The following is a 22,280-nucleotide window of genomic DNA, read 5'->3' on the forward strand; positions in this document are numbered from 1 at the left end:
GCGAAGGACATCTTCTCCAAGTACCTCAAGGGCTCGCTGCCGTTCCACCCGGACGACCTCAAGGAGCACGACGGCTCCGTCGAGGCCACGGTGGTGGCGATGATCCAGGCGGTCGTCGAGCGGATGTACACCGAGACCGAGGAGAACCGCTTCCTGGAGGTCACCTACGCCAACGGTGACAAGGAGGTCCTGTACTTCAAGGACTTCAACTCCGGCGCGATGATCCAGAACATCGTCGACCGCGCGAAGAAGATGGCCATCAAGGACTTCCTCGACCACGGTCAGCGCGGTCTGCGCGTCTCCCACCTGCTCGCCGCCTGCGTGGACGAGTTCAAGGAGAACGAGGACCTGCCCAACACCACCAACCCGGACGACTGGGCCCGGATCTCCGGCAAGAAGGGCGAGCGGATCGTCTTCATCCGCACGCTGGTCACCGGAAAGCAGGGCGCCGAGTCCGGCCGCTCGATCGACACCGTCGCCAACACCGGGCAGTACCTGTAACCGAACCACTCCGGGCCGCCGGCAGCGGTCCCCGGAACTGCACGCTCCCCGTCCGGCTGTGGCGCCTCGCGGCCCCACAGCCGGACGGCGCGTCTCGGGGCCCGCCTGTCGGTGCCGCGTTCTAGGCTCGATCCACCGTTCGCGGGCACACGGCCGGCGCCGGTGTTGTTCAGCGGTACGTCAGCGTGTTCCGCCCGTGGGGGGCGGCGCACCGGGCAAGGAGGGCCGCATGACCGTACGGCGCGTGATGGGCATCGAGACCGAGTACGGAATCTCCGTACCCGGGCACCCCAACGCCAACGCCATGCTCACCTCGTCCCAGATCGTCAACGCGTACGCGGCGGCGATGCACCGGGCTCGGCGGGCCCGCTGGGACTTCGAGGAGGAGAATCCGCTGCGCGACGCCCGGGGCTTCGACCTCGCGCGCGACGTCGCGGACGCCAGCCAGCTGACCGACGAGGACATCGGCCTCGCGAACATCATCCTCACCAACGGCGCGCGGTTCTACGTGGACCACGCGCACCCCGAGTACAGCTCGCCCGAGGTGACCAACCCGCGCGACGCCGTGCTCTGGGACAAGGCCGGCGAGCGGATCATGGCGGCCGCCGCCCAGCGCGCCCTGGAACTGCCCAACGGGCAGACCATCCACCTCTACAAGAACAACACCGACAACAAGGGCGCCTCCTACGGCACCCACGAGAACTACCTGATGAAACGGGCGACGCCGTTCGCCGACATCGTCCGTCACCTGACCCCGTTCTTCGTCTCCCGCCAGGTGGTCACCGGCGCCGGCCGCGTCGGCATCGGCCAGGACGGCTCGGCGAACGGCTTCCAGATCAGCCAGCGCGCCGACTACTTCGAGGTCGAGGTCGGCCTGGAGACGACGCTCAAGCGCCCGATCATCAACACCCGGGACGAGCCGCACGCCGACGCCGAGAAGTACCGCCGGCTGCACGTGATCATCGGGGACGCCAACCTCTCCGAGATCTCCACCTACCTCAAGCTGGGGACCACCTCGCTGGTGCTGGCGATGATCGAGGACTCCTTCATCGCCGCCGACCTCGCCGTCGACCAGCCGGTGCGCACCCTGCACCGGATCTCCCACGACCCGACCCTGAAGCACCTCATCACGCTGCGCAACGGTCGGCGGCTCACCGCCGTCCAGCTGCAGCTGGAGTACTTCGAGCTGGCCCGCAAGTACGTCGAGGACCGCTTCGGCACCGACGCCGACGAGCAGACGGTCGACGTGCTGGCGCGCTGGGAGGACGTGCTGGGGCGGCTGGAGCGCGATCCGATGTCGCTCTCCCGGCAGCTGGACTGGATCGCCAAGCGGGAGATCCTGGAGGGCTACCGCAGCCGCGACGCCCTGGAGTGGGACAACTCCCGGCTTCACCTGGTAGACCTGCAGTACAGCGACGTACGGCCCGAGAAGGGGCTCTACAACCGTCTGGTGGCCCGGGGCCGGTTCGAGCGGCTGCTGACCGACGCGGAGGTCGAGCGGGCCGTCTCCAAGCCCCCGGAGGACACCAGGGCCTACTTCCGCGGGCGCTGTCTGGAGCAGTACGCGGACCATGTGGCGGCCGCCTCCTGGGACTCGGTGATCTTCGACCTGCCCGGCCGCGACTCGCTCCAGCGGGTCCCCACGCTGGAGCCGCTGCGCGGCACCCGCAACCACGTCAAGGAGCTGCTGGACCGCTGCCGCACGGCCGAGGACCTGCTCCGGGTGCTGGCCGGCGGGTAACTTTTCGATCACCACGGGTGAACGTCCGCCGAATGGGAATCATCCGGGGTGACAGCGGGTGTTGGACAGGAAGCGCCACCGCAAACCGGAAGCGGTAGTCGCCCCTTGTGTATAGGGTCGGTGCAGCAAGCAGCGACCAAACCGTGCCAGACCGATCGAGCGGGGTGAGGGAAATGGCGAGCAAGGACACCGACGGCGGCCAGCAGCGGGCGAACCGCTCCTCCGAGGAGGCCGAGGAGCAGGCCGCGGAGGCGCAGAATTCCGACGACCTCAAGGAGCGCCAGGAAAAGCTGAGCGATGACGTCGACGCGGTTCTCGACGAAATCGACGAGGTCCTTGAGTCCAATGCCGAGGATTTCGTGCGCCAGTTCGTGCAAAAGGGCGGCGAGTAGCCCCGTTCGGGCATTCAGGGAATTCACGATCGCGACCGCCGATGGCGGGCGGGCGGCAATGGCCGCCTGTCCGCCGGGCCGGCCCTCCACGCACGGACGATGATCGTCGGGCGGGTAGGGTGCGGGCAGCGCGCGCTTCAAGCTACCTGGAAGGAATCGTGTGGAAGCCAACACTCGTGGCACCGGGCGTCTACCGGCTGCCTTCCTGACCCCGGGGTCCTCGTCGTTCCTCGACTTCCTGGCCGAACACCAGCCGGAGCTGATCCCCGGTCGCCGCGGCCTGCCCGCGGGGGCGGTCGTCGAGGCCCCGCACGGGACGACGATCGTCGCGGCGGTGTTCGACGGCGGTGTGGTCCTCGCGGGTGACCGCCGGGCGACCATGGGCAACGTGATCGCCCAGCGCGACATCGAGAAGGTCTTCCCGGCCGACGAGTACAGCGCGGTGGGCATCGCCGGCACCGCCGGCCTCGCGGTCGAGATGGTCAGGCTGTTCCAGCTGGAGCTGGAGCACTACGAGAAGATCGAGGGCACCGTCCTCTCCCTGGAGGGCAAGGCCAACCGCCTCACCACCATGATCCGGGGCAACCTCGGCATGGCGATGCAGGGCCTCGCGGTCGTCCCGCTCTTCGCCGGCTACGACCTCGACCTCGGCCGCGGCCGGATCTTCACCTACGACGTCACCGGCGGCCGCTCCGAGGAGCGCGGGTTCGCCGCCACCGGCTCGGGCTCGGTCTTCGCCCGCGGCTCGATGAAGAAGCTCTACCGTTCGGGCCTGTCCGCCGAGCAGGCCTCCACCCTGGTCGTCCAGGCGCTGTACGACGCGGCCGACGACGACTCCGCCACCGGCGGCCCGGACCTCGCCCGGAAGATCTTCCCGATCGTCTCGCTGATCACCGAGGACGGCTTCCGCCGGCTCACCGAGGCCGAGGTCTCCGCGATCGCCGTGTCGATCACCGACGAGCGCCTCATCCACCCCAACGGCCCGCAGGCCCCGCTGCTCTAGCCACACGCTGCTCCGGCCACACCTACCAAGGAAGGGACGACCGCCGGTGTCGACACCGTTCTACGTCTCGCCCCAGCAGGCCATGGCGGACCGCGCGGAGTACGCCCGCAAGGGCATCGCGCGCGGTCGCAGCGTGGTCGTGCTCACCTACGCCGACGGCATCGTCTTCGTCGCGGAGAACACCTCGCGGGCGCTCCACAAGGTCTCCGAGATCTACGACAAGATCGCCTTCGCGGCGGTCGGGCGCTACAACGAGTTCGAGAACCTGCGCATCGGCGGCGTCCGCTACGCCGACCTGCGCGGGTATTCCTACGACCGGGCCGACGTCACCGCCCGGGGCCTGGCCAACGTCTACGCCCAGACCCTCGGCACCATCTTCTCCTCGGTCGGCGAGAAGCCGTACGAGGTCGAGCTGATCGTGGCCGAGGTCGGCCGCACCACGGACGACGACCAGATCTACCGGCTCACCCCGGACGGTTCGGTCGTCGACGAGAAGAACTACGTGGTGGTCGGCGGCAACGCCGACTCGATCGGCAACTACCTGGGCCAGCGCCACCGCAGCGGGCTGTCCCTGACCGACGCGATCAAGGTCGCCGTGGACTCCCTCGCCCGGGACCCCAACGGCGGCACCCCGCGCACCCTGACCCCCGAGCAACTGGAGGTGGCGGTCCTGGACCGCCAGCGCTTCCAGCAGCGCAAGTTCAAGCGGATCCTGGGCGGACAGCTCGCCCGGCTGCTGGACGGGGACGAGTCCGCCGAGGCGGACGACGACGAGAAGCCGGCGGTCGCCCCGCCGTCCGACCAGTCGGACTAGCAGTGCCTGTGGAGTCCCGTACGGCGGTCGCCCGCCGTCGTGCGGGACTCCAGTGCCCCTGCGGCGCCCCGACGGGCGTCGCGGAGGCGGTTTCGGACAGCCACCATCAGAGAATGGATGCCTCATGGACCGCCGAATTTTCGGGCTGGAGAACGAGTACGGCGTCACCTGCACGTTCCGGGGTCAGCGACGGCTGTCACCGGACGAGGTGGCGCGCTACCTCTTCCGCCGCGTTGTCTCCTGGGGCCGCAGCAGCAACGTGTTCCTGCGCAACGGTGCCCGCCTCTACCTCGACGTGGGCTCCCACCCCGAGTACGCCACCCCCGAGTGCGACGACGTCGTCGAGCTGGTGACGCACGACAAGGCGGGCGAGCGCATCCTCGAAGGGCTGCTGGTGGACGCCGAGCGGCGGTTGCACGAGGAGGGCATCGCGGGGGACGTCTACCTGTTCAAGAACAACACCGACTCGGCCGGGAACTCCTACGGCTGCCACGAGAACTACCTGGTGGCCCGGCACGGGGAGTTCTCCCGGCTGGCCGACGTGCTGATCCCGTTCCTGGTGACCCGGCAGCTGATCTGCGGCGCCGGCAAGGTGCTGCAGACCCCGCGCGGCGCGGTGTACTGCGTCAGCCAGCGCGCCGAGCACATCTGGGAGGGCGTCAGCTCCGCGACCACCCGCTCCCGCCCGATCATCAACACCCGCGACGAGCCGCACGCCGACGCCGAGCGCTACCGCCGGCTGCACGTCATCGTCGGTGACTCCAACATGTCGGAGACCACCACCCTGCTCAAGGTCGGCGCCACGGACCTGGTGCTGCGGCTGATCGAGGCCGGCGTGGTGCTGCGCGACCTCACCCTGGAGAACCCGATCCGGGCGATCCGCGAGGTCAGCCACGACCTCACCGGCACCCACCAGGTCCGGCTCGCCAACGGCCGCGAGGCCAGTGCCCTGGACATCCAGGAGGAGTACTACACCAAGGCGCTGGAGTTCGCCGACCGCAAGGGCATCAACACCGGCACCATCGCCCAGGTGCTGGACCTCTGGGGCCGCACCCTGGAGGCGGTCCGCACCGAGCGGCTGGACGGGGTGGCCACCGAGATCGACTGGATCATGAAGTACAAGCTCATCGAGCGCTACCGCGAGAAGCACCAGATGAGCATGTCCAACCCGCGGGTGGCCCAGATCGACCTCGCCTACCACGACATCCACCGCCGGCGCGGCCTGTTCTACCTGCTCCAGGCCAAGGGCCAGGCGAAGCGGATGACCACCGACCTCAAGACCTTCGAGGCCAAGTCCGTCCCGCCGCAGACCACCCGGGCCCGACTGCGCGGGGACTTCATCCGCCGGGCGCAGGAGCAGCGCCGGGACTTCACGGTCGACTGGGTGCACCTGAAGCTGAACGACCAGGCGCAGCGGACGGTGCTCTGCAAGGACCCGTTCCGCTCGGTGGACGAGCGGGTGGAGAAGCTGATCGCGGGGATGTGAGGCGCGCCGTCCCGTTGTGATCTTTGCGGTGTCCGGCCCCGGCGGTGTCTACCGGGGCCGGACCACGTGGGGGAATACGCTGTCCGTCGAGTCCGGAGAACCGACTTTGACCGACAGTTAGGATCACCGTGCGCCGCACCGCCGGTTTGCTTCTCACCCTGCCCCTGCTGCTGGCGGTCGCCTGCAGCAGCTCCACCAAGGCGACCAGCCCGGCGACGCCCTCGGCGTCCAGCGCGGCCCCCACCGTGCCGGCACCGGTGACCGAGGCCTCGCCGATGCCGACGCTGTCGGGCGGCGGGTTCGGGAGCAAGGCCACCATCACCATCCCGCCCGGTGCGCCCAGCGGCCAGTTCGTGGTGAACACCGTCAGCGAGGGCGACCGCTCCACGGTCAACAAGGGTGACTGGGTGACGGTGAACTACTCCGCCAAGGACTGGACGACCGGCAAGGACCTGCCCAGCTCCTACGACGAGGGCGGCAAGCCGCAGCTGTACCAGGCGGGCAGCGGGCAGCTGGTGCCCGCCTTCGACCAGAGCGTGATCGGCAAGAAGGTCGGCAGCCGGCTGCTGGTCGTCGCCCCGCCGGCCGCCGCGTTCGGCAGCCAGGGCAACGGTCAGCTCGGGGTCGGCCCCGGGGACACGGTGGTGTTCGTGCTGGACATCATGGAGAGCCTGCCGCAGGACTCCACCCTCTCCGGCGCGATGACCCAGCCCCCGGCGACCCTCCCGCAGGTGAAGGACAACGGCAAGGCGGCCGTGACGATCACCGTCCCGCCGGGCCAGGCCCCGCCCACCGACCTCCAGCAGGCCGTCCTGATCAAGGGCGAGGGCAAGCCGGTGAAGTCCGGGCAGACCCTCGTCGTGCAGTACACCGGGGTGCTCTGGAGCAACGGCCAGCAGTTCGACTCGTCCTGGAGCCACGGCGGCGCGCAGGCGCTGCAGATCGGCACCGGCAGCGTGATCGAGGGCTGGGACAAGGGCCTGGTCGGCCAGACCGTCGGCAGCCGGGTGGAGCTGGTGGTGCCGCCCGCCCTCGGTTACAAGGACCAGGCGCAGGGCTCCGTCCCGCCGAACTCGACGCTGGTCTTCGTGATCGACATTCTTGAGGCGGTCTGAGCCGCCGAACCCTGTCGGGAGGCGGGCGGGGTCCGTACGCTTGGGCGGGCGCTCGCACAGGAAAGCGTCCGCCCTCATCCTGACCTGTCATACTGCCCTCGCACTGTGGTAGGCGCCGTCGGCGTCCGGGTTCCGGGCGGCAGTGCGACAGCACTCCGGCGCTCACCACGCCGGCCGTAGACCTCGAAGACCTCGTGGCGAGATGGATGGGGAGTCATGTCTGAGAAAGCGTCGAGCCCGGGCGGGGCCGGCACCGCGAACGGAAACTCCGCCGGCGACCCGGCCGACTCGCGGCCCGGTGGCCCGTTGCCCGGCGACGGCGAGTCGATCGTCGTACCGCCGTCGATCCTGAAGCATTCGCCGGGTTGGGCCCAGCCGGGTGAGGCCGAGGCACGGCGGAGCGCGGGCGGCACCAAGACCGACGAGACCCCGCAGATCTTCGCCTCGAACGTGCGCCGCCAGGACACCTCGGAGGCCGGGTACAGCGAGAACCCGCCCGGGGTCGGCAAGCTCGGTGTGATCCTCGGCACCGTGCTGGCCGTGCTGCTGGTCGGCAGCGGCATCACGCTGTACGTGGTGAACCGCGACGGCGGGTCCAAGACGGACACCGCGGCCAAGCCGGACGCCGCCAAGTCCGCGCCGGCCACGCCGTCCGCCGAGCCGGTGCCGCCGATCAAGGACACCGCCAAGGTGCTGCCGACCGTCACCGGCGAGTTCGGCAAGAAGGCCACCATCGAGGTGCCCGCCGACCAGGCCGACGGCAGCTTCGTGGTCAAGGTGCTCTCCGAGGGCACCGGTCCCAAGGTCGAGAAGAACTCCTGGACCTCGGTCGACTACACGGCCAAGGACTGGACCACCGGCAAGGACATCCCGAGCTCGTACGACGAGTCGGGCAAGCCGCAGATCTTCCAGGCCGGCACCGACGCGCTGATCCCGGCGCTCGACCAGGCCGTGGTCGGCAAGAAGGCCGGCAGCCGGGTGCTCGTGGTGGCCCCGCCGGCCGCCGCGTTCGGCGCCCAGGGCAACCCCACCATGTCGATCGGGGCCAAGGACAACCTGGTCTTCGTCATCGACATCCGCAACAGCAACGCGCCGGACGCCGTGGTCAGCGGCACCGTGACCCCGCCGCCCGCGGACTTCCCGCAGGTGAAGGACAACGGCAAGAAGCCGGCCGACATCACCCCGGTGGCCGGCGCCGCCGACCCGACCGAGCTCAAGACCCACGTGCTGATCAAGGGCACCGGTCCCAAGGTCGAGAAGGGCGAGAAGGTCGTCGTCCAGTACACCGGCGCGCTGTTCAAGGACGGCAAGGTCTTCGACTCCTCGCTGAGCAAGGGCCAGGCGTTCTCCTTCCCGGTCGGTGGCGGCCAGGTCATCGCGGGCTGGGACCAGGGCCTGGAGGGCCAGACCGTCGGCAGCCGGGTCGAGCTGGTCATCCCCGCCTCGCTGGGGTACAAGGACCAGGCCCAGGGCGACATTCCGGCCAACTCCACCCTGGTGTTCGTGGTCGACATTCTCGATGCGGGTCAGGGCTGATCCACTTTCGGGTGACAATGGTGGGTGTGTGACCTTCGGGACCGGCCGCGTGGCCGAGCCCTACGGGCGGCGGGCGCCCGTACCGTGGTCCGGGTAACGGACCGGGGTGCGGGCGCCCGCCGCTTGGTCATGGATCGAAACCATCGTGAGAAGAGGCAGTTGTGAGCGACAAGAAGAAGCCGGAGATCGACTTCCCGATCGGCGACGCGCCGACCGAGCTGCAGGTCCGCGACATCGAGGTCGGTACCGGCGAGGAGGCCAAGCCCGGCCAGGTCGTCAAGGTCCACTACGTCGGTGTGACCTTCGAGACCGGCGAGGAGTTCGACGCCAGCTGGAACCGCGGCAGCGCGTTCTCGTTCCCGCTCGGCGCCGGCCGCGTCATCAAGGGCTGGGACCAGGGCGTCGTCGGCATGAAGGTCGGCGGCCGCCGCGAGCTGGTCATCCCGGCTCACCTGGCCTACGGCAACCAGTCGCCGTCCCCGCTCATCCCGGCCGGTTCGACCCTGATCTTCGTCGTCGACCTGCTGGGCGTCTGAGCCGGTCGTGACCGAGGGCCGCACCCCCGCCCCGGGGGTGCGGCCCCACGCGTTCGCGGACTCGGCTTTTGCGGTGCGTACCGCTACCGGTACGGTCGGTCCACGCCGGGTCGATACTGCCCGGCGGGCGCACCCCGCGCGCGGCGCGGCACACCGGAAGGGTCAGCGATGGCGATCGCCAAGGCAGAGCGGCTGATGAATCTCGCCCTGTGCCTGATGAACACCAGACGTCCGCTCTCCAAGAAGGAGCTGCGGGAATCCATCGAGGCGTATCGCGAGGCCTGGCAGAACAGCAGCGAGGACGCCTTCAACCGGATGTTCGAGCGGGACAAGGACGACCTGCGCGAACTCGGTCTGGTCATCGACGTCGACGAGAACGCCCTCGACGGCGAACTCGGCTACCTCGCCCGCGCCGACCGCAACCGGCTGCCGGAGATCGCCCTCGACGCCGAGGAGGCCGCCGCGCTCACCCTCGCCGCCCGGGTCTGGCAGCAGGCCAAGATGTCCGGCGCGGCCAGCGGCGCCCTGCAGAAGCTGCGCGCCGCCGGTGTCCCGTTCACCGAGACCGAGGGCCGCACCGCCCTCGAACCGCGGATCCCCGCCCGCGAGGCCGCGTTCGAGCCGCTGCTCACCGCCGCCCGCGACCGCCGCCCGGTCACCTTCGAGTACCGCAAGGCCGGCGCCGCCGCGGCCGAGCAGCGCACCGTGGAGCCCTGGGCGCTGGAGTGCTGGCGCGGCCACTGGTACCTGGCCGGCTGGGACCGCGACCGGGCCGACGCCCGGGTCTTCCGGCTCAGCCGGATCACCGGCAAGGTCCGCTCCCGCACCGGTGCCTTCCTCGGCGCCGTCCCCGAGCACGTCGACGTCCGGGCCACCGTCGCGAAGTTCGCCGGAGAGGGCGCCACCGCGACGGCGGTCGTCAAGGTCCGCCGCGGTGCCGGCTTCCCGCTGCGCACCAAGGCGCTGAGCACCGTCCCCCAGCCGTCGGCCGGCGGGGCCGACGACGGGTGGGACGTGCTGGAGATCCCGTACGGGAACGGGCTCGGCGCGGACCTCGCCGAGTTCGGGCCGGATGTCCTGGTGCTCGGCCCCGAGGAGCTGCGCTCCGACGTGATCGAGCGGCTGCGCGCGGTGGCCGGGGCGGGCGGCGCCGACGGCGCCGCGGTGGAGAGTGCTGAAGGAGTGCGGGCATGAGCAACGCGATCGACCAGACCCGGCGGATGCTCTCGCTGGTCACCTACCTGCGCGAGCGGCCCGGTGCCGAGGTGGCCGAGGTGGCCCGGGCCTTCGGCATCACCGAACGCGAACTGATCGGCGACCTCAACGTCCTGCCGATGTGCGGCACCAGCTTCCGCGGCGGTGACCTGCTCGACATCGACACCGACGGCGAGCGGATCTGGTGGCACAACGTCGACGACGTCGCCCAGCCGCTGCGGCTGGCCGCCGACGAGGCGACCGCGCTGCTGGTCGCCGCCCGCGCGGTGGCGGGTCTGCCCGGTCTGCGGGCCGGCGACCGGGAGGCGCTCACCCGGGCCGTCGCCAAGATCGAGAACGCCGCCGGGGACAGCGCCGAGGGCAGCGCCCGGGTCGGCGTGACCTTCGAGGCGGAGAGCCACGTCTTCGCCGACATCGACCGCGCGCTCAGCGAGGGCCGGCGGCTCTGGCTGCGCTACTACTCGCACGGCCGCGGCGGCATGACCGAGCGTGAGGTCGACCCGATCCGGCTGCTCACGGAGGGGCACACCTACCTCGAAGCCTGGTGCCGGACCTCGGAGGACCACCGGATGTTCCGGCTCGACCGGGTCGCCGAGATCAGGGTGCTGGACGTCCCCTCCGATCCGCCCAGGCGTGAGCCGCGCGATCTCTCGGGCGGGCTGGTCAACCCGTCCGCGGACGATCCGGAGGTGGTGGTCGAGGTGTCCTCCGGCGGCCGCTGGGTGGCCGAGTACTACACCCACGACCGGGCCGAGGAGCTGCCCGACGGCGGGCTGCGGATCACCCTGCGCAGCGCCGACCCGTCGCAGCTGCGCCCGCTGGCGCTGCGGCTCGGCCGGGACGGGCGGATCGTCTCGCCGCCGGCACTCGCCGAGCAGGCGCGGTCGGCGGCGCGGCAGGCGCTGGACGCCTACGAGGTCACGGCGGTCGGCGGGCCGGGGCAGGTCTGAGCCGTGGAGCCGGGTACCAGATTCAAGGTCTACTGCTCGGAGTGCCGGGAGAAGGTGGAACTCCCGGCGGAGGAGTTCCGCCTCACCTTCGGCCGGACGCCTGCCCAGGCGCACTACAGCTTCGGCTGCCCGCTCTGCGGGGCGTCGGTCCGCAAGCCGGCGGGGGAGAAGATCGTTTCGGCGCTGACCGGTGCCGGGGTGCGGACGATGCGGCTGGTTCCGGCCGGGGGCTCCACCCCCGGGTGAGTGCCGGGCCGTCGGCCGGTCCGGGCCGGCCGGTCCGGACCGGCGGATAGGGTGGTGGCCATGTCCTGGATGCCTGTCGCCGCCGTCCTGCTCGCCACCGCCGGTCTGCTGGTCCTCGGTGTCCTCGCGATCCGGCTCTGGCTGGACGTGCGGGCGCTGGCCCAGGGAGTGGACACCGCCTCCCGGGCACTGGCCGAGGCGGCCGGCGACCTGGCGGCGGCGGTTCCCCGCCGCTGAGCGCCCCGCCGCCGGCGACCCGGCCCGGTCCCGCCCGGTGGTACCCGGTCCGGAGGCCGCGGCACGGGGCTCGGCCGGGCGGCGCGGAACCGGTGGCCGGTCAGGGGTGTCTCAGGGGTACGGGGACTGCTGCGCGGGGGGCCGGGCGGGTTACGCTCTGAGCAGGCTCCTGAAGTGCGACGGGGGCCGCTGTCCTGTTCGGGCGGCCGTCGTCAGGGCGTCATCCGCAGCGGTTACCATCCGCGCAGCGGGTGGCCCGCCGGTGCCGCCATGACTGAAGGTGGTCGAACATGCGGATCTCGCCGACCGCGATCCTGGTGATCGTGGTTCTTGCCATTCTGCTCTTCGGCGCCAAGCGACTGCCCGATCTGGCGCGCTCGCTCGGCCAGTCGATGCGGATCCTGAAGAGCGAGACCAAGGCGATGCGTTCGGACGGCGCCGCGGAGGAGAGCGCGCCGGCCCAGCCGGCGCCCGCCGTGGGGGCGGACACCGCGAAGACGATCCAGGCCGCTCCGGGGGCGTCCGGGACGGCCCGGCCGGTGGCCGGGCAGCCCACGGGGACGGGGACGGACGGCGGCGGCCCGCGATGAGCGGTCCGCGCGGCACGCGGCGCACGTGACATTCGCGACTACTGAGGCCCGTCGACCGGCGGGCCTCGACGCACGAGTTGAGGACCGGGGTTGAGCAAGCTCTCCAAGGCGTCGAAGGCGCCCAAGGATCCTGATGGGCGGATGGCCCTCGCCGACCACCTGCGGGAACTGCGGAACCGCGTGGTCAAGTCGGTCCTGGCGATCGTGCTCGTCACGATCGTCGCGGCGGTCTACCACAAGCAGCTTGAGGACTTCCTGCTGAAGCCGCTGCCGCACTGTACGCCGGAGACCGCCGGCCAGTTCCACGGCAAGTGCGCGCAGGTCTCCAACATCGGTCTGACCGCCGGTTTCACCTGGATGCTCAAGGTGGCGCTGACGGCCGGTGTGGTCGCGGCCGTGCCGGTCTGGCTCTACCAGGTGTGGGCCTTCGTCGCGCCGGGTCTGCACCGGCACGAGAAGAAGTACACGATCATCTTCATGGCCTGCGGCGCGCCGCTGTTCCTGGCCGGTGTCACCTGCGCCGTCCTGGTGCTGCCGACCACCGTGGACGTCCTGATCTCGTTCACCCCGAACAACACCACGCCGATCCTGCCGCCCGAGGACTACCTCGACATCGCCACCCGGATGGTGCTGGTCTTCGGCCTCGCCTTCGAGTTCCCGCTGCTGCTGGTGATGCTGAACATGGTCGGCATGGTCACCGGCAAGCGGCTGCTCGGCTGGTGGCGCGGCATGGTGCTGGGCATCACGGTGTTCGCCGCCTTCGCGACGCCGAGTGCCGAGCCCGTCAGCATGCTGGTCCTGGCCGCGCCGATCTGGGCGCTGTACTTCGTCGCGGTCGGGATCGCCCTGCTGCACGACCGCCGCAAGGCCCGTCGCAACCCGGACTTCGGGCTGGACGACGAGGAGGCCTCGGAGCTGGACCTGTCGGTGCAGCCGGTGGCCGAGGTGGAGAGCGTGCGGGCCTCCGCCACGCCGACGGCCGGCGCGTCGGTGCCGGCCGCCCGGCACGAGCAGATGGACGACATCACGTGATGAGGTGACCCGCCTCGAAACCCCGGCCCGCCGTTTCCCGGCGGGCCGGGGTTTTTGCGTGCGGGTGACCGACCGGTGGGGCGCCCTTGGCAGACACCATGGAATGTGACATATTACTGTCGTGTCCAAGCCTCAGAGACCTCCCCTGGATGTCGTCGTGGTCGGCGCCGGCGTGGTCGGTGCCGCCTGCGCCTACTACGCCGCCCGCGCCGGGCTCGCCGTCGCCGTCGTCGACCGCGGTCCGGTCGCCGGCGGTACCACCGGCGCCGGTGAGGGCAATCTGCTGGTCTCCGACAAGGAACCCGGGCCCGAACTCGACCTGGCGCTGCTCTCCACCCGGCTCTGGCGCGAGCTCGCCGAGGAGTTCGGCGCCGCCGTCGAGTACGAGCCCAAGGGCGGCCTGGTGGTGGCGACCACCCCCGCCCGCCAGGACGCCCTGCGGGCCTTCGCCGCCGAGCAGGAGACGGTCGGCGTCACGGCCGAGGAGATCCCCGGCGAGCGGCTGCGCGAACTCGAACCGCACCTCGCGCCCGGGCTGGCCGGGGGGTTCCACTACCCCCAGGACGCCCAGGTCCAGCCCGCGCTGGCCGCCGCGCACCTGCTGCGCGCCGCCCGCCGCGAAGGCGCCGAGCTGCACACCGGCGAGACCGTCCGGGCGGTGACCACCGGGCCGGACGGCGCCGTGCGCGGCGTCGTCACCGACCGGCGCCGGCTGACCGCGCCGGCCGTGGTCAACGCCGCCGGCACCTGGGGCGGTGAGCTGGCCGCGCTGGCCGGGGTGCACCTGCCGGTGCTGCCCCGGCGGGGCTTCGTGCTGGTCACCGAGCCGTTGCCGCGGATCGTCCGGCGCAAGGTCTACGCCGCCGACTACGTCGCGGACGTGGCCAGCGGTTCGGCCGCGCTGCAGACCTCGGCGGTGGTCGAGGGCACCCCCGGCGGACCGGTGCTGATCGGCGCCAGCCGGGAGCGGGTCGGCTTCGACCGGACCCTCTCGGTGGAGGTGCTGCACCGGCTCGCCGCGCAGGCCGCCGCGCTCTTCCCGGTCCTCGCCGACGTCAGCGTGCTGCGCGCCTACCGGGGCTTCCGGCCGTACCTGCCGGACCACCTGCCCGCGATCGGCGCCGATCCGCGGGTGCCGGGGCTCTACCACGCCTGCGGGCACGAGGGCGCCGGCATCGGGCTGGCCCCGGCGACCGGGCTGCTGATCAGTGAGCAGCTCACCGGCAAGCGGCCGGAGCTGGATCTCGCGCCGTTCCGGGCGGACCGGTTCCCGGTCGGGGCATGAGCCCGGCGGACGACGGGCCGGCACACCGCCGGTGTGTCCGCGGGCCGTCGGCGGCGGACGGGAGCCGCGGGCCGTCGCGGCGGACGAGCGGCACGGTGCCGCCGTGGCGGATCGGAGGAACTTCGGAATGGAGAACGCGCGGATGAACCCGCCGATGCAACGCCGGACCCCGGCCGCGCTGGTCGGGGCGGAGCCGGAGCCCGCCCACACCATCGAGTTCGACGGCCGGCCGGTGCCCGCACTGCCCGGGCAGTCGATCGCCGCCGCGCTGTGGGCCGACGGCGTGCTCGCCTGGCGCACCACCCGGGTCGGCGGTAGGCCGCGCGGGGCGTTCTGCGGGATCGGCGCCTGCTTCGACTGTCTGGCCGTCGTGGACGGCCGCCCCAACCAGCGCACCTGTCTGGTGTCGGCCGAGCCCGGCACCGTCGTCACCACCCAGGAGGGCAACGGCCGTGCCGACCTCGCCGTCTGAACCGACCGAGCCGACCGAGCCGACCGGACCGTCCGGGCCGTTCGGGCTCCGGGTCCGCCGCGCCTACGACCTCGCCGTGATCGGCGCCGGCCCGGCGGGTCTCGCCGCGGCCGTGGCCGCCGCCGACCTCGGGCTGCGCTGCGCCCTGCTCGACGCGGGCGCGCGCACCGGCGGCCAGTACTACCGCCACCCCGCCCCCGGGCTGGGGGCCACCCGGCCCGACCGGCTGCACCACGGCTGGTCCGTCTACACCGGCCTGGCCGACCGGCTCGCGGTGCACCGCAGGACCGGCCGGGTCGACCTCCTGAGCGGCCACCAGGTCTGGGCGCTGGAGCGCCCGGACGACACCGCCTGGGCGGTGCACGCGACGCTGGGACCGGACGCCGCCGACCGGGCCACCGTCCGGGCCACCGCGGTGCTGTTGGCCACCGGCGCGTACGAGCGGCAGCTGCCGTTCCCCGGCTGGACGCTGCCCGGGGTGGTCACCGCCGGTGGGGCGCAGGCCATGCTCAAGGCCGGTCTGGTGCTGCCGGGCCGGCGGATCGTGGTGGCCGGCAGCGGGCCGCTGCTGCTCGCGGCCGCGTCCTCGCTGGTCACCGCGGGGGCCGAGGTGCCCGCCGTGGTCGAGGCGACCGACTACCTCGGCTACGCGCGGCGCCCCGACGTCCTGGCCGCCGTCCCGGCCAAGCTCGTCGAGGGCGCCGGTCACGGCGCCGCGCTGCTGCGCCACGGTGTCCGGCTGCGCCGCCGCAGCGCCGTCGTCGAGGCGCACGGCACCGACCGGGTCACGGCCGTCACCGTGGCCCGGTTGGACGCCGACTGGCGGCCGGTGCCCGGCACCGAGCGCCGGATCGCCTGCGACGCGCTCGCCGTCGGCCACGGACTGCTGCCGCAGATCGAGCTGGCCACCGAGCTGGGCGCCGGGACCAGGACGACGCCCGACGGGACGGTCGCCCTCGCGGTGGACTCCCGGCTGCGGACCACCCTTCCCGGTCTCTGGGCGGCCGGCGAGACCTGCGGGGTGGGCGGCGCCGACCTGGCGATCGCCGAGGGCGAGCTGGCCGCGCACGCGGTCGCCGGCGCCCCGGTCCGGTCCGCCCTGCTGCGCCGCCGCTCCCGGCTGCGCGCCTTCGCCGAACTGATGGCGGCGGCGCACCGGCCGGGGCCCGGCTGGACGGAGTGGCTGCGCCCCGACACCGATGTCTGCCGCTGCGAGGAAGTCCCGGTGGCCAAGATCACCGAGGCGGTGGAGGAGCTCGGGGCCGGCGACGCGCGGACCGTGAAGCTGCTCACCCGGGCCGGGATGGGCTGGTGCCAGGGTCGGATGTGCGGTCCGGCGGTGGCCTGCCTCTCCGGCGCCGGCGACGCGCGGGCGGACAGCCGTCCGCTGTCCTGCCCCGTCCCGCTCTCGCAGCTCGCGGCCGGTCCGGGAACCGGACTGCCGCCGTCCTGAACCCGTGGTGCGGCGACACTTGTCTCCGCCCGCGCTCTCTAATAAAATGTCACACCTCACCAAGGAGTCATCTGTGTCCATCACCCCCCGCGACACCACCCGGCCCTGGCGCGGCATCATGGTCGCCACCACGATCCCGCTGCGCTCGGACCTCTCCGTCGACTACGACGCCTACGCCGAGCACGTCCGCTGGCTGATCGACTCGGGCTGTGACGGCGTCGTCCCCAACGGCTCGCTGGGCGAGTACCAGACCCTCACCGCCGAGGAGCGGGCCCGGATCGTCGAGGTCGCGGTCGAGGCCGCCGGCGACGGCTCCCGGGTGATGCCGGGCGTGGCCGCCTACGGCAGCGCCGAGTCCCGCCGCTGGACCGAGCAGGCCGCCGAGGCCGGCGCCGGCTCCGTCCTGCTGCTGCCGCCGAACGCCTACCGCGCCGACCACGACGCCGTCCGGGCCCACTACGCCGAGGTGGCCAAGGCCGGCCTGCCGATCGTCGCGTACAACAACCCGATCGACACCAAGGTCGACCTCGTCCCCTCGCTGCTCGCCGAGCTGCACGCGGCGGGCTCGATCGTCGCGGTCAAGGAGTTCAGCGGCGACGTCCGCCGGGCCTACGAGATCGCCGAGCTGGCCCCCGGGCTGGACCTGCTGATCGGCGCCGACGACGTGCTGCTGGAGCTGGCGCTGGCCGGCGCCGTCGGCTGGATCGCGGGTTACCCGAACGCCCTGCCGGCCGCGAGTGCCGCCCTGTACCAGGCCGCCGTCGCGCACGACCTGGACGTCGCGCTGCCGCTCTACAAGGCGCTGCACTCGCTGCTGCGCTGGGACTCCAAGACCGAGTTCGTCCAGGCGATCAAGCTCTCGATGGACATCGCCGGCCGCCCGGGCGGTCCCACCCGCCAGCCGCGGCTGCCGCTCACCCCGGAGATCGAGGCCGCCGTCCGCGCGGCCACCGAGAAGGCGCTGGCCGAGGGTCTCGGGTAACCGACACCGCTGCCACCGGGTGCGGCCGGCTGCTGGGGCAGCCGGCCCGGCCCACCACCCCACCCACCCCGACGGGAGCCGCAACCACATGCGCAGCCGCCACGTCTTCCACGCCGTCGACTCGCACACCGAGGGCATGCCGACCCGGGTCGTCACCGGCGGATTCGGCGTCATCCCGGGTGCCACCATGGCCGAGCGCCGTGTGCACTTCCAGCAGCACCTCGACGAGTTCCGGACGCTGCTGATGTACGAGCCGCGCGGCCACGCCGCGATGAGCGGCGCGATCCTGCAGCCGCCGACGCGCCCGGACGCCGACTTCGGGGTGCTCTACATCGAGGTGTCCGGCCTGCTGCCGATGTGCGGCCACGGCACCATCGGCGTGGCCACCGTCCTGGTCGAGACCGGCATGGTGCCGGTGGTCGAGCCGGTCACCACCGTGCGGCTGGACACCCCCGCCGGGCTGGTGATCGCCGAGGTCCGGGTCGAGGACGGCGCCGCCACCGCGGTGACCATCCGCAACGTGCCCTCGTACTCCGTCGCCCTGGACCGCAAGATCGAGGTGCCCGGGTACGGCACGGTCGGCTACGACCTCGCGTACGGCGGCAACTTCTACGCCATCCTGCCGCTCGCCGAGTTCGGGCTGCCGTTCGAGCGCGAGCGCAAGCAGGAGATCCTGGACGCCGGACTGGCCCTGATGGACGCCATCAACGCCGGCCCGGACCGGCCGGTGCACCCCGAGGACCCGTCGATCCACAGCTGCCACCACGTCCAGCTGCTCGCCCCCGGCTCCACCGCCGAGCACTCCCGGCACGCGATGGCCATCCACCCCGGCTGGTTCGACCGCTCGCCCTGCGGCACCGGCACCTCGGCGCGGATGGCCCAGCTGCACGCCCGCGGCGAACTCCCGATCGGACGGGACTTCCGCAACGACTCCTTCATCGGGACGACCTTCACCGGCCGCCTGGTCGAGGAGACCGAGGTGGCCGGGCGGCCCGCCGTCGTGCCCACCGTCACCGGACGGGCCTGGATCACCGGTACCGCCCAGTACTTCCTCGACCCGAGCGACCCGTTCCCGGCCGGGTTCCTGCTCTGAACCGCCTGAACACCCTGAAGGGCTGCCTGCTGTGACGATCCTTTCGTACAACCCCGCCGACCCCGAGGACCTCGTGGCCGAGGTCGACGCGCCCGGCGTCGAAGCCGTCCGGGCCACCGTCGGCCGGGCCCGGACCGCGCAGGCCGGGTGGCTCGCCGCCGGCGCCGGCGCCCGCTCCGCCGCGCTCACCCGGATCGCCGAGCTGGTCGAGGCGAACGCCGAGGAGCTGGCGGCGCTGGTCGTCCGCGAGGTCGGCAAGCCGCTCGGCGAGGCGCGTGGCGAGGTCGCCCGCACCGCCGCGATCTGGCGCTACTACGCGCAGGCGCCGTTCGCGGCCTCCGGCGCCGTGCACGAGACCGCCGCCGGGCCCGGGCTGCTGCTCACCCGCCGCCGCCCGTACGGGGTGGCCGGGCTGATCACGCCGTGGAACTTCCCGCTGGCGATCCCCACCTGGAAGGCCGCCCCGGCACTGGCCGTCGGCAACTCCGTGGTGCTCAAGCCGTCCTCGGAGGCGGTCGGCTGCGCGCTGCGGCTGGCCGAGCTGGTCGCCGAGGCCGGCCTGCCGGCGGACGTCTTCACCGTGCTGCCGGGCGGCGGCGCGGAGGGCGGCGAGCTGGTCGGCATCGCCGACGTGGTCTCGTTCACCGGCTCCACGGGGGTGGGCCGGCAGGTCGTCCGGACCGCCACCGAGCGCGGCATCCCGGTCCAGGCCGAACTCGGCGGACTGAACGCGGCCCTGGTCCTTCCGGACGCCGACATGACGCAGGCCGCCGCGCACCTGGCGGCCGCGATCGCCGGGTACGCCGGGCAGAAGTGCACCGCCACCAGCCGGGTGATCGCCGTCGGCGCGGCCTACGAGCCGCTGCGGGCCGCCCTGGTGAAGGCCCTGGAGCAGGTCGACGACACCTCCTGCGGACCGGTCATCAACGCCGCCACCCGGGACGGGATCACCGCCGCGGTGGCCTCCGCCCGCGAGGCCGGGGCCGAGGTGCTGACCGGCGGCGACGCACCGGAGCGGACCGGCTGGTACCTCGCCCCGACCCTGGTCACCGCCGTGCCGGACGACCACCCGCTGCACCGCGAGGAGTTCTTCGGCCCGATCGCCGTGCTGCACGCGGCGGCGGATCTGGACGAGGCGATCGCGCTCGCCAACGACACCCCGTACACGCTGTCGGCCTCGGTGCACACCCGCGACCTGGACGTCGCGCTCGCCGCCGCCGACCGGCTGGACGCGGGCATGATCCGGGTCAACGCGCCCTCCAGCGGCGTCGACTTCCACCTGCCGTTCGGCGGCGCCAAGGGCGCCAGCCACGGCGACCGGGAGCAGGGCCAGGCGGCGCTGGACTTCTACACCGCCGGCCGTACCGTCACCCTGCTGCCCGCCGGGGGTGCCTGATGCTCGTTCGCACGGTGGACTACCACTGCGCCGGTGAGCCCTTCCGGATCGTCGTCGGCGGTGCCCCCGGCGCGGCCGGGGACAGCGTCGCCGAGCGGCGGGCCGTCGCGATCGGCGCGGGCGGCACGGCCACCGCGCCCCGGCCGGGCGCGCTCGACGCGGTGCGGCAGCTGCTGGTCCGCGAGCCGCGCGGGCACGCCGGGATGTACGGCGGGTTCCTGGTGCCGGCGGACGACGACGAGGCGCACCTCGGCGTGCTCTTCTGGCACAAGGACGGCTACTCCACCGCCTGCGGCCACGGCACCATCGCGCTCGGCGCCTGGGCGGTCGACTCCGGTCTGGTCGCGGCCCCGGACGACGGGACGGCCCGGGTGCGGATCGACGTGCCCTCCGGGCGGGTCACCGCCAGCGTCCACCGCGCGGGCGGGCGGACCACCGGGGTGACCTTCCGCAACGTGCCGGCCGTCGTCAGCGCGCGGAAGCTGCCGGTGCGGACCTCGCGCGGCACCGTCGAGGTGTCCGTCGCGCACGCGGGGGCCTGCTACGCCTCGGTGCCGGCGGCCGCGCTCGGGCTCTCGGTGGAACCCGGTCTGCTGCCCGAACTCACCGCCGCCGGAAGGGAGATCCGCGACGCCCTGGCCGACTCGCCGGCCGTCCGGCACCCGGTCGACCCGCGGCTCTCGGGCGTCTACGGGGTGATCCTGTACGACGAGCTGTCCGACGGGCCGGCGGGGCCGAGCCAGCGCAACGTCACGGTCTTCGCGGACGGCCAGATCGACCGCTCGCCGTGCGGCTCCGGCACGTCGGCGCGGCTCGCCGTGCTCGCCGCCGAGGGGCGGCTGGCACCGGGCGAGGAGCTGCGCCACGAGTCGGTGATCGGGACGGTGTTCACCGGCCGGGTGCTCCCGGGCGGCGACCCGCTCGGCGCCGGCGTGGTCACCGAGGTGACCGGCACCGCCCACCGCACCGGCGAGCACACCTTCCTGCTCGACCCGGACGACACGCTCGGGACGGGGTTCCTGCTGTGACCGACCACCGTTCCGGACCTCTCCTGCTGCCCGGCGCGACGGCTGAGCCGCTCCAGTACGCCGCGCCGGGCTCCGTCGGGTCGCCCGCCGCCGAGCCGTCCACCAGGGTGCTGAGCCCGGCCCTGGCGGCCGAGGCGATCGAACGGGTGCTGCTGGCCGGGCTCGACCCGGAGGCCGGGCCCGCCCGCTCGGCGGTACCGGTGCCGGCGGGCGAGCTGCTGCTGATGCCGGCGGCCACCACCGAGTACACCGGGGTGAAGATCGCCGGGGTGGCCCCCGGCAACGCCGCCCTCGGCCTGCCCCGGATCACCGGCAGCTACCTGCTGCTGGACGGTCCGACGCTGCAGCCGGTCGCGCTGCTGGACGGCGCGGCGCTCACCTCGCTGCGCACGCCCGCCGTCACCGCCGTCGCGTTGCGGCGGCTGGCCGTGCCGGACGCCGAGCACCTGGTCCTGTTCGGGGCCGGTCCGCAGGCGTTCGGGCACCTGGACGCGCTGCTCGCCGTCCGGCCGCTGACCCGGGTGACGGTGGTGGCCCGCAGCGCGGCGCCGGCCGAGGCACTGGCCGAGTACGCGCGCGGGCTCGGACTGGCGGCCTCGGTGGGCACGGCGGACGCCGTGGCCGAGGCGGACCTGGTGGTCTGCTGCACCACCGCGCGGACCCCGCTGTTCGACGGCGCGCTGGTGCCCGACCACGCCGCGGTGGCGGCGGTCGGCTCGCACGAGCCGCAGGCGCGGGAGGTGGACGCGGTGCTGGTCGGCCGGGCCGCGCTCTACGTGGAGGCGCGGGCGGCCGCGCTGCGGGAGGCGGGGGACCTGCTGATGGCGGGTGTCACCGGTGCCGACGCGCTCTGGAACCTGGCCGAGCTGGTGCGCGGTGAGGCGCCGGTGCCGAGCGACCGGCCGCGCTTCTTCAAGAGCGTCGGGATGGCCTGGCAGGACCTCGCCGTCGCGGCGGAGATCCACCGGCAGGGCTGAAGCGCGCGCCGGCCGGCCGCCGGGGCGTGTGCGCGCCGCCGGTGGGCGCGGGCCCGCGTGCGGGCGGACCGAGAGCCGCGGCCGACGTGGTGGGACGGGATCCCCGGCCACGGAGGCGCCCGTAGGCGTACCCCCGCCGGGGGGGGGCCCAGGTGCGTGCCCCGGGTCCCAACCCCCGGGTCGCGCAGACCGGGCGCCCC

At 73.0% G+C, this 22,280-nt stretch carries 22 protein-coding genes and 1 pseudogene; all 23 read left to right on the forward strand.

The window, feature by feature from the left end:
* Nucleotides 1-501, forward strand: a pseudogene (locus ACFXHB_RS26190) (proteasome ATPase); the annotation flags it as partial.
* 229 nt (nucleotides 502-730) lie between these two features.
* Complete coding sequence (dop, locus tag ACFXHB_RS26195; RefSeq protein ID WP_380577076.1) at nucleotides 731-2,242, forward strand: depupylase/deamidase Dop; 1,512 nt, start codon at nucleotides 731-733, stop codon at nucleotides 2,240-2,242.
* Between the two features lie 173 nt (nucleotides 2,243-2,415).
* Nucleotides 2,416-2,634, forward strand: coding sequence for a ubiquitin-like protein Pup (locus tag ACFXHB_RS26200; protein WP_380577077.1), 219 nt, complete (start codon nucleotides 2,416-2,418; stop codon nucleotides 2,632-2,634).
* Nucleotides 2,635-2,794: 160 nt separating this feature from the next.
* Complete coding sequence (gene prcB / locus ACFXHB_RS26205) at nucleotides 2,795-3,637, forward strand: proteasome subunit beta (RefSeq protein WP_380577078.1); 843 nt, start codon at nucleotides 2,795-2,797, stop codon at nucleotides 3,635-3,637.
* Between the two features lie 46 nt (nucleotides 3,638-3,683).
* Nucleotides 3,684-4,451, forward strand: a complete 768-nt coding sequence (gene prcA / locus ACFXHB_RS26210) for a proteasome subunit alpha (RefSeq protein WP_380577079.1) — start codon at nucleotides 3,684-3,686, stop codon at nucleotides 4,449-4,451.
* A gap of 124 nt (nucleotides 4,452-4,575) precedes the next feature.
* Nucleotides 4,576-5,937 carry a Pup--protein ligase gene (gene pafA / locus ACFXHB_RS26215; protein WP_380577080.1) on the forward strand — a complete coding sequence of 454 codons (1,362 nt, stop codon included), beginning with the start codon at nucleotides 4,576-4,578 and terminating at the stop codon, nucleotides 5,935-5,937.
* Nucleotides 5,938-6,065: 128 nt separating this feature from the next.
* On the forward strand, nucleotides 6,066-7,052 hold the full coding sequence (locus tag ACFXHB_RS26220) for an FKBP-type peptidyl-prolyl cis-trans isomerase (protein WP_380577081.1): 987 nt from the start codon (nucleotides 6,066-6,068) through the stop codon (nucleotides 7,050-7,052).
* 216 nt (nucleotides 7,053-7,268) lie between these two features.
* The gene (locus ACFXHB_RS26225) at nucleotides 7,269-8,588 is read left to right on the forward strand and encodes an FKBP-type peptidyl-prolyl cis-trans isomerase (RefSeq protein WP_380577082.1); all 1,320 of its coding nucleotides are present in this window, start codon (nucleotides 7,269-7,271) and stop codon (nucleotides 8,586-8,588) included.
* A gap of 161 nt (nucleotides 8,589-8,749) precedes the next feature.
* Nucleotides 8,750-9,124, forward strand: a complete 375-nt coding sequence (locus ACFXHB_RS26230; RefSeq protein WP_380577083.1) for an FKBP-type peptidyl-prolyl cis-trans isomerase — start codon at nucleotides 8,750-8,752, stop codon at nucleotides 9,122-9,124.
* A gap of 168 nt (nucleotides 9,125-9,292) precedes the next feature.
* Nucleotides 9,293-10,318, forward strand: a complete 1,026-nt coding sequence (locus ACFXHB_RS26235) for a helix-turn-helix transcriptional regulator (RefSeq protein ID WP_380577084.1) — start codon at nucleotides 9,293-9,295, stop codon at nucleotides 10,316-10,318.
* Nucleotides 10,315-11,289: a helix-turn-helix transcriptional regulator gene (locus tag ACFXHB_RS26240; protein ID WP_380577085.1), complete on the forward strand. Its 975-nt coding sequence runs from the start codon at nucleotides 10,315-10,317 to the stop codon at nucleotides 11,287-11,289. The genes ACFXHB_RS26235 and ACFXHB_RS26240 overlap by 4 nt, the downstream gene beginning before the upstream one ends.
* Before the next feature lie 3 nt (nucleotides 11,290-11,292).
* Nucleotides 11,293-11,535 (forward strand): hypothetical protein, encoded by a 243-nt coding sequence (locus tag ACFXHB_RS26245; protein ID WP_380577086.1) that lies wholly within the window; start codon nucleotides 11,293-11,295, stop codon nucleotides 11,533-11,535.
* A 60-nt stretch (nucleotides 11,536-11,595) separates the two neighbouring features.
* On the forward strand, nucleotides 11,596-11,772 hold the full coding sequence (locus ACFXHB_RS26250; RefSeq protein WP_380577087.1) for a hypothetical protein: 177 nt from the start codon (nucleotides 11,596-11,598) through the stop codon (nucleotides 11,770-11,772).
* 290 nt (nucleotides 11,773-12,062) lie between these two features.
* Nucleotides 12,063-12,362 carry a Sec-independent protein translocase subunit TatA gene (gene tatA, locus ACFXHB_RS26255; protein WP_380577088.1) on the forward strand — a complete coding sequence of 100 codons (300 nt, stop codon included), beginning with the start codon at nucleotides 12,063-12,065 and terminating at the stop codon, nucleotides 12,360-12,362.
* Nucleotides 12,363-12,503: 141 nt separating this feature from the next.
* On the forward strand, nucleotides 12,504-13,394 hold the full coding sequence (tatC, locus tag ACFXHB_RS26260; RefSeq protein WP_380577129.1) for a twin-arginine translocase subunit TatC: 891 nt from the start codon (nucleotides 12,504-12,506) through the stop codon (nucleotides 13,392-13,394).
* Between the two features lie 121 nt (nucleotides 13,395-13,515).
* A complete protein-coding gene (locus tag ACFXHB_RS26265) occupies nucleotides 13,516-14,679 on the forward strand; it encodes an NAD(P)/FAD-dependent oxidoreductase (RefSeq protein ID WP_380577089.1) in 1,164 nt (387 codons plus the stop codon).
* A 127-nt stretch (nucleotides 14,680-14,806) separates the two neighbouring features.
* Nucleotides 14,807-15,151 (forward strand): (2Fe-2S)-binding protein, encoded by a 345-nt coding sequence (locus ACFXHB_RS26270; RefSeq protein ID WP_380577091.1) that lies wholly within the window; start codon nucleotides 14,807-14,809, stop codon nucleotides 15,149-15,151.
* Nucleotides 15,132-16,604 (forward strand): NAD(P)/FAD-dependent oxidoreductase, encoded by a 1,473-nt coding sequence (locus ACFXHB_RS26275; RefSeq protein WP_380577092.1) that lies wholly within the window; start codon nucleotides 15,132-15,134, stop codon nucleotides 16,602-16,604. Before ACFXHB_RS26270 ends, ACFXHB_RS26275 begins: the two co-directional genes overlap by 20 nt.
* Before the next feature lie 118 nt (nucleotides 16,605-16,722).
* Nucleotides 16,723-17,586, forward strand: coding sequence for a dihydrodipicolinate synthase family protein (locus tag ACFXHB_RS26280; protein WP_380577130.1), 864 nt, complete (start codon nucleotides 16,723-16,725; stop codon nucleotides 17,584-17,586).
* An 88-nt stretch (nucleotides 17,587-17,674) separates the two neighbouring features.
* A complete protein-coding gene (locus tag ACFXHB_RS26285; RefSeq protein WP_380577093.1) occupies nucleotides 17,675-18,679 on the forward strand; it encodes a proline racemase family protein in 1,005 nt (334 codons plus the stop codon).
* A 22-nt stretch (nucleotides 18,680-18,701) separates the two neighbouring features.
* The gene (locus ACFXHB_RS26290) at nucleotides 18,702-20,075 is read left to right on the forward strand and encodes an aldehyde dehydrogenase family protein (protein ID WP_380577131.1); all 1,374 of its coding nucleotides are present in this window, start codon (nucleotides 18,702-18,704) and stop codon (nucleotides 20,073-20,075) included.
* Nucleotides 20,075-21,103: a proline racemase family protein gene (locus ACFXHB_RS26295; RefSeq protein ID WP_380577094.1), complete on the forward strand. Its 1,029-nt coding sequence runs from the start codon at nucleotides 20,075-20,077 to the stop codon at nucleotides 21,101-21,103. Before ACFXHB_RS26290 ends, ACFXHB_RS26295 begins: the two co-directional genes overlap by 1 nt.
* Before the next feature lie 107 nt (nucleotides 21,104-21,210).
* On the forward strand, nucleotides 21,211-22,080 hold the full coding sequence (locus tag ACFXHB_RS26300; RefSeq protein WP_380577132.1) for an ornithine cyclodeaminase family protein: 870 nt from the start codon (nucleotides 21,211-21,213) through the stop codon (nucleotides 22,078-22,080).
* The last annotated feature ends 200 nt before the right edge of the window (nucleotides 22,081-22,280 follow it).

The organism is Kitasatospora sp. NPDC059327 (genome assembly GCF_042752535.1).
Taxonomy (GTDB): Bacteria; Actinomycetota; Actinomycetes; order Streptomycetales; family Streptomycetaceae; genus Kitasatospora.

Excerpts from the sequence above, each read along its gene's own strand:
- dop (WP_380577076.1), top strand. The coding sequence starts at position 731 with ATGACCGTACGGCGCGTGATGGGCATCGAGACCGAGTACGGAATCTCC.
- ACFXHB_RS26200 (WP_380577077.1), top strand. The coding sequence starts at position 2,416 with ATGGCGAGCAAGGACACCGACGGCGGCCAGCAGCGGGCGAACCGCTCC.
- pafA (WP_380577080.1), top strand. The coding sequence starts at position 4,576 with ATGGACCGCCGAATTTTCGGGCTGGAGAACGAGTACGGCGTCACCTGC.
- ACFXHB_RS26225 (WP_380577082.1), top strand. The coding sequence starts at position 7,269 with ATGTCTGAGAAAGCGTCGAGCCCGGGCGGGGCCGGCACCGCGAACGGA.
- ACFXHB_RS26235 (WP_380577084.1), top strand. The coding sequence starts at position 9,293 with ATGGCGATCGCCAAGGCAGAGCGGCTGATGAATCTCGCCCTGTGCCTG.
- ACFXHB_RS26240 (WP_380577085.1), top strand. The coding sequence starts at position 10,315 with ATGAGCAACGCGATCGACCAGACCCGGCGGATGCTCTCGCTGGTCACC.
- ACFXHB_RS26250 (WP_380577087.1), top strand. The coding sequence starts at position 11,596 with ATGTCCTGGATGCCTGTCGCCGCCGTCCTGCTCGCCACCGCCGGTCTG.
- tatA (WP_380577088.1), top strand. The coding sequence starts at position 12,063 with ATGCGGATCTCGCCGACCGCGATCCTGGTGATCGTGGTTCTTGCCATT.
- tatC (WP_380577129.1), top strand. The coding sequence starts at position 12,504 with ATGGCCCTCGCCGACCACCTGCGGGAACTGCGGAACCGCGTGGTCAAG.
- ACFXHB_RS26270 (WP_380577091.1), top strand. The coding sequence starts at position 14,807 with ATGGAGAACGCGCGGATGAACCCGCCGATGCAACGCCGGACCCCGGCC.
- ACFXHB_RS26280 (WP_380577130.1), top strand. The coding sequence starts at position 16,723 with ATGGTCGCCACCACGATCCCGCTGCGCTCGGACCTCTCCGTCGACTAC.
- ACFXHB_RS26285 (WP_380577093.1), top strand. The coding sequence starts at position 17,675 with ATGCGCAGCCGCCACGTCTTCCACGCCGTCGACTCGCACACCGAGGGC.
- ACFXHB_RS26295 (WP_380577094.1), top strand. The coding sequence starts at position 20,075 with ATGCTCGTTCGCACGGTGGACTACCACTGCGCCGGTGAGCCCTTCCGG.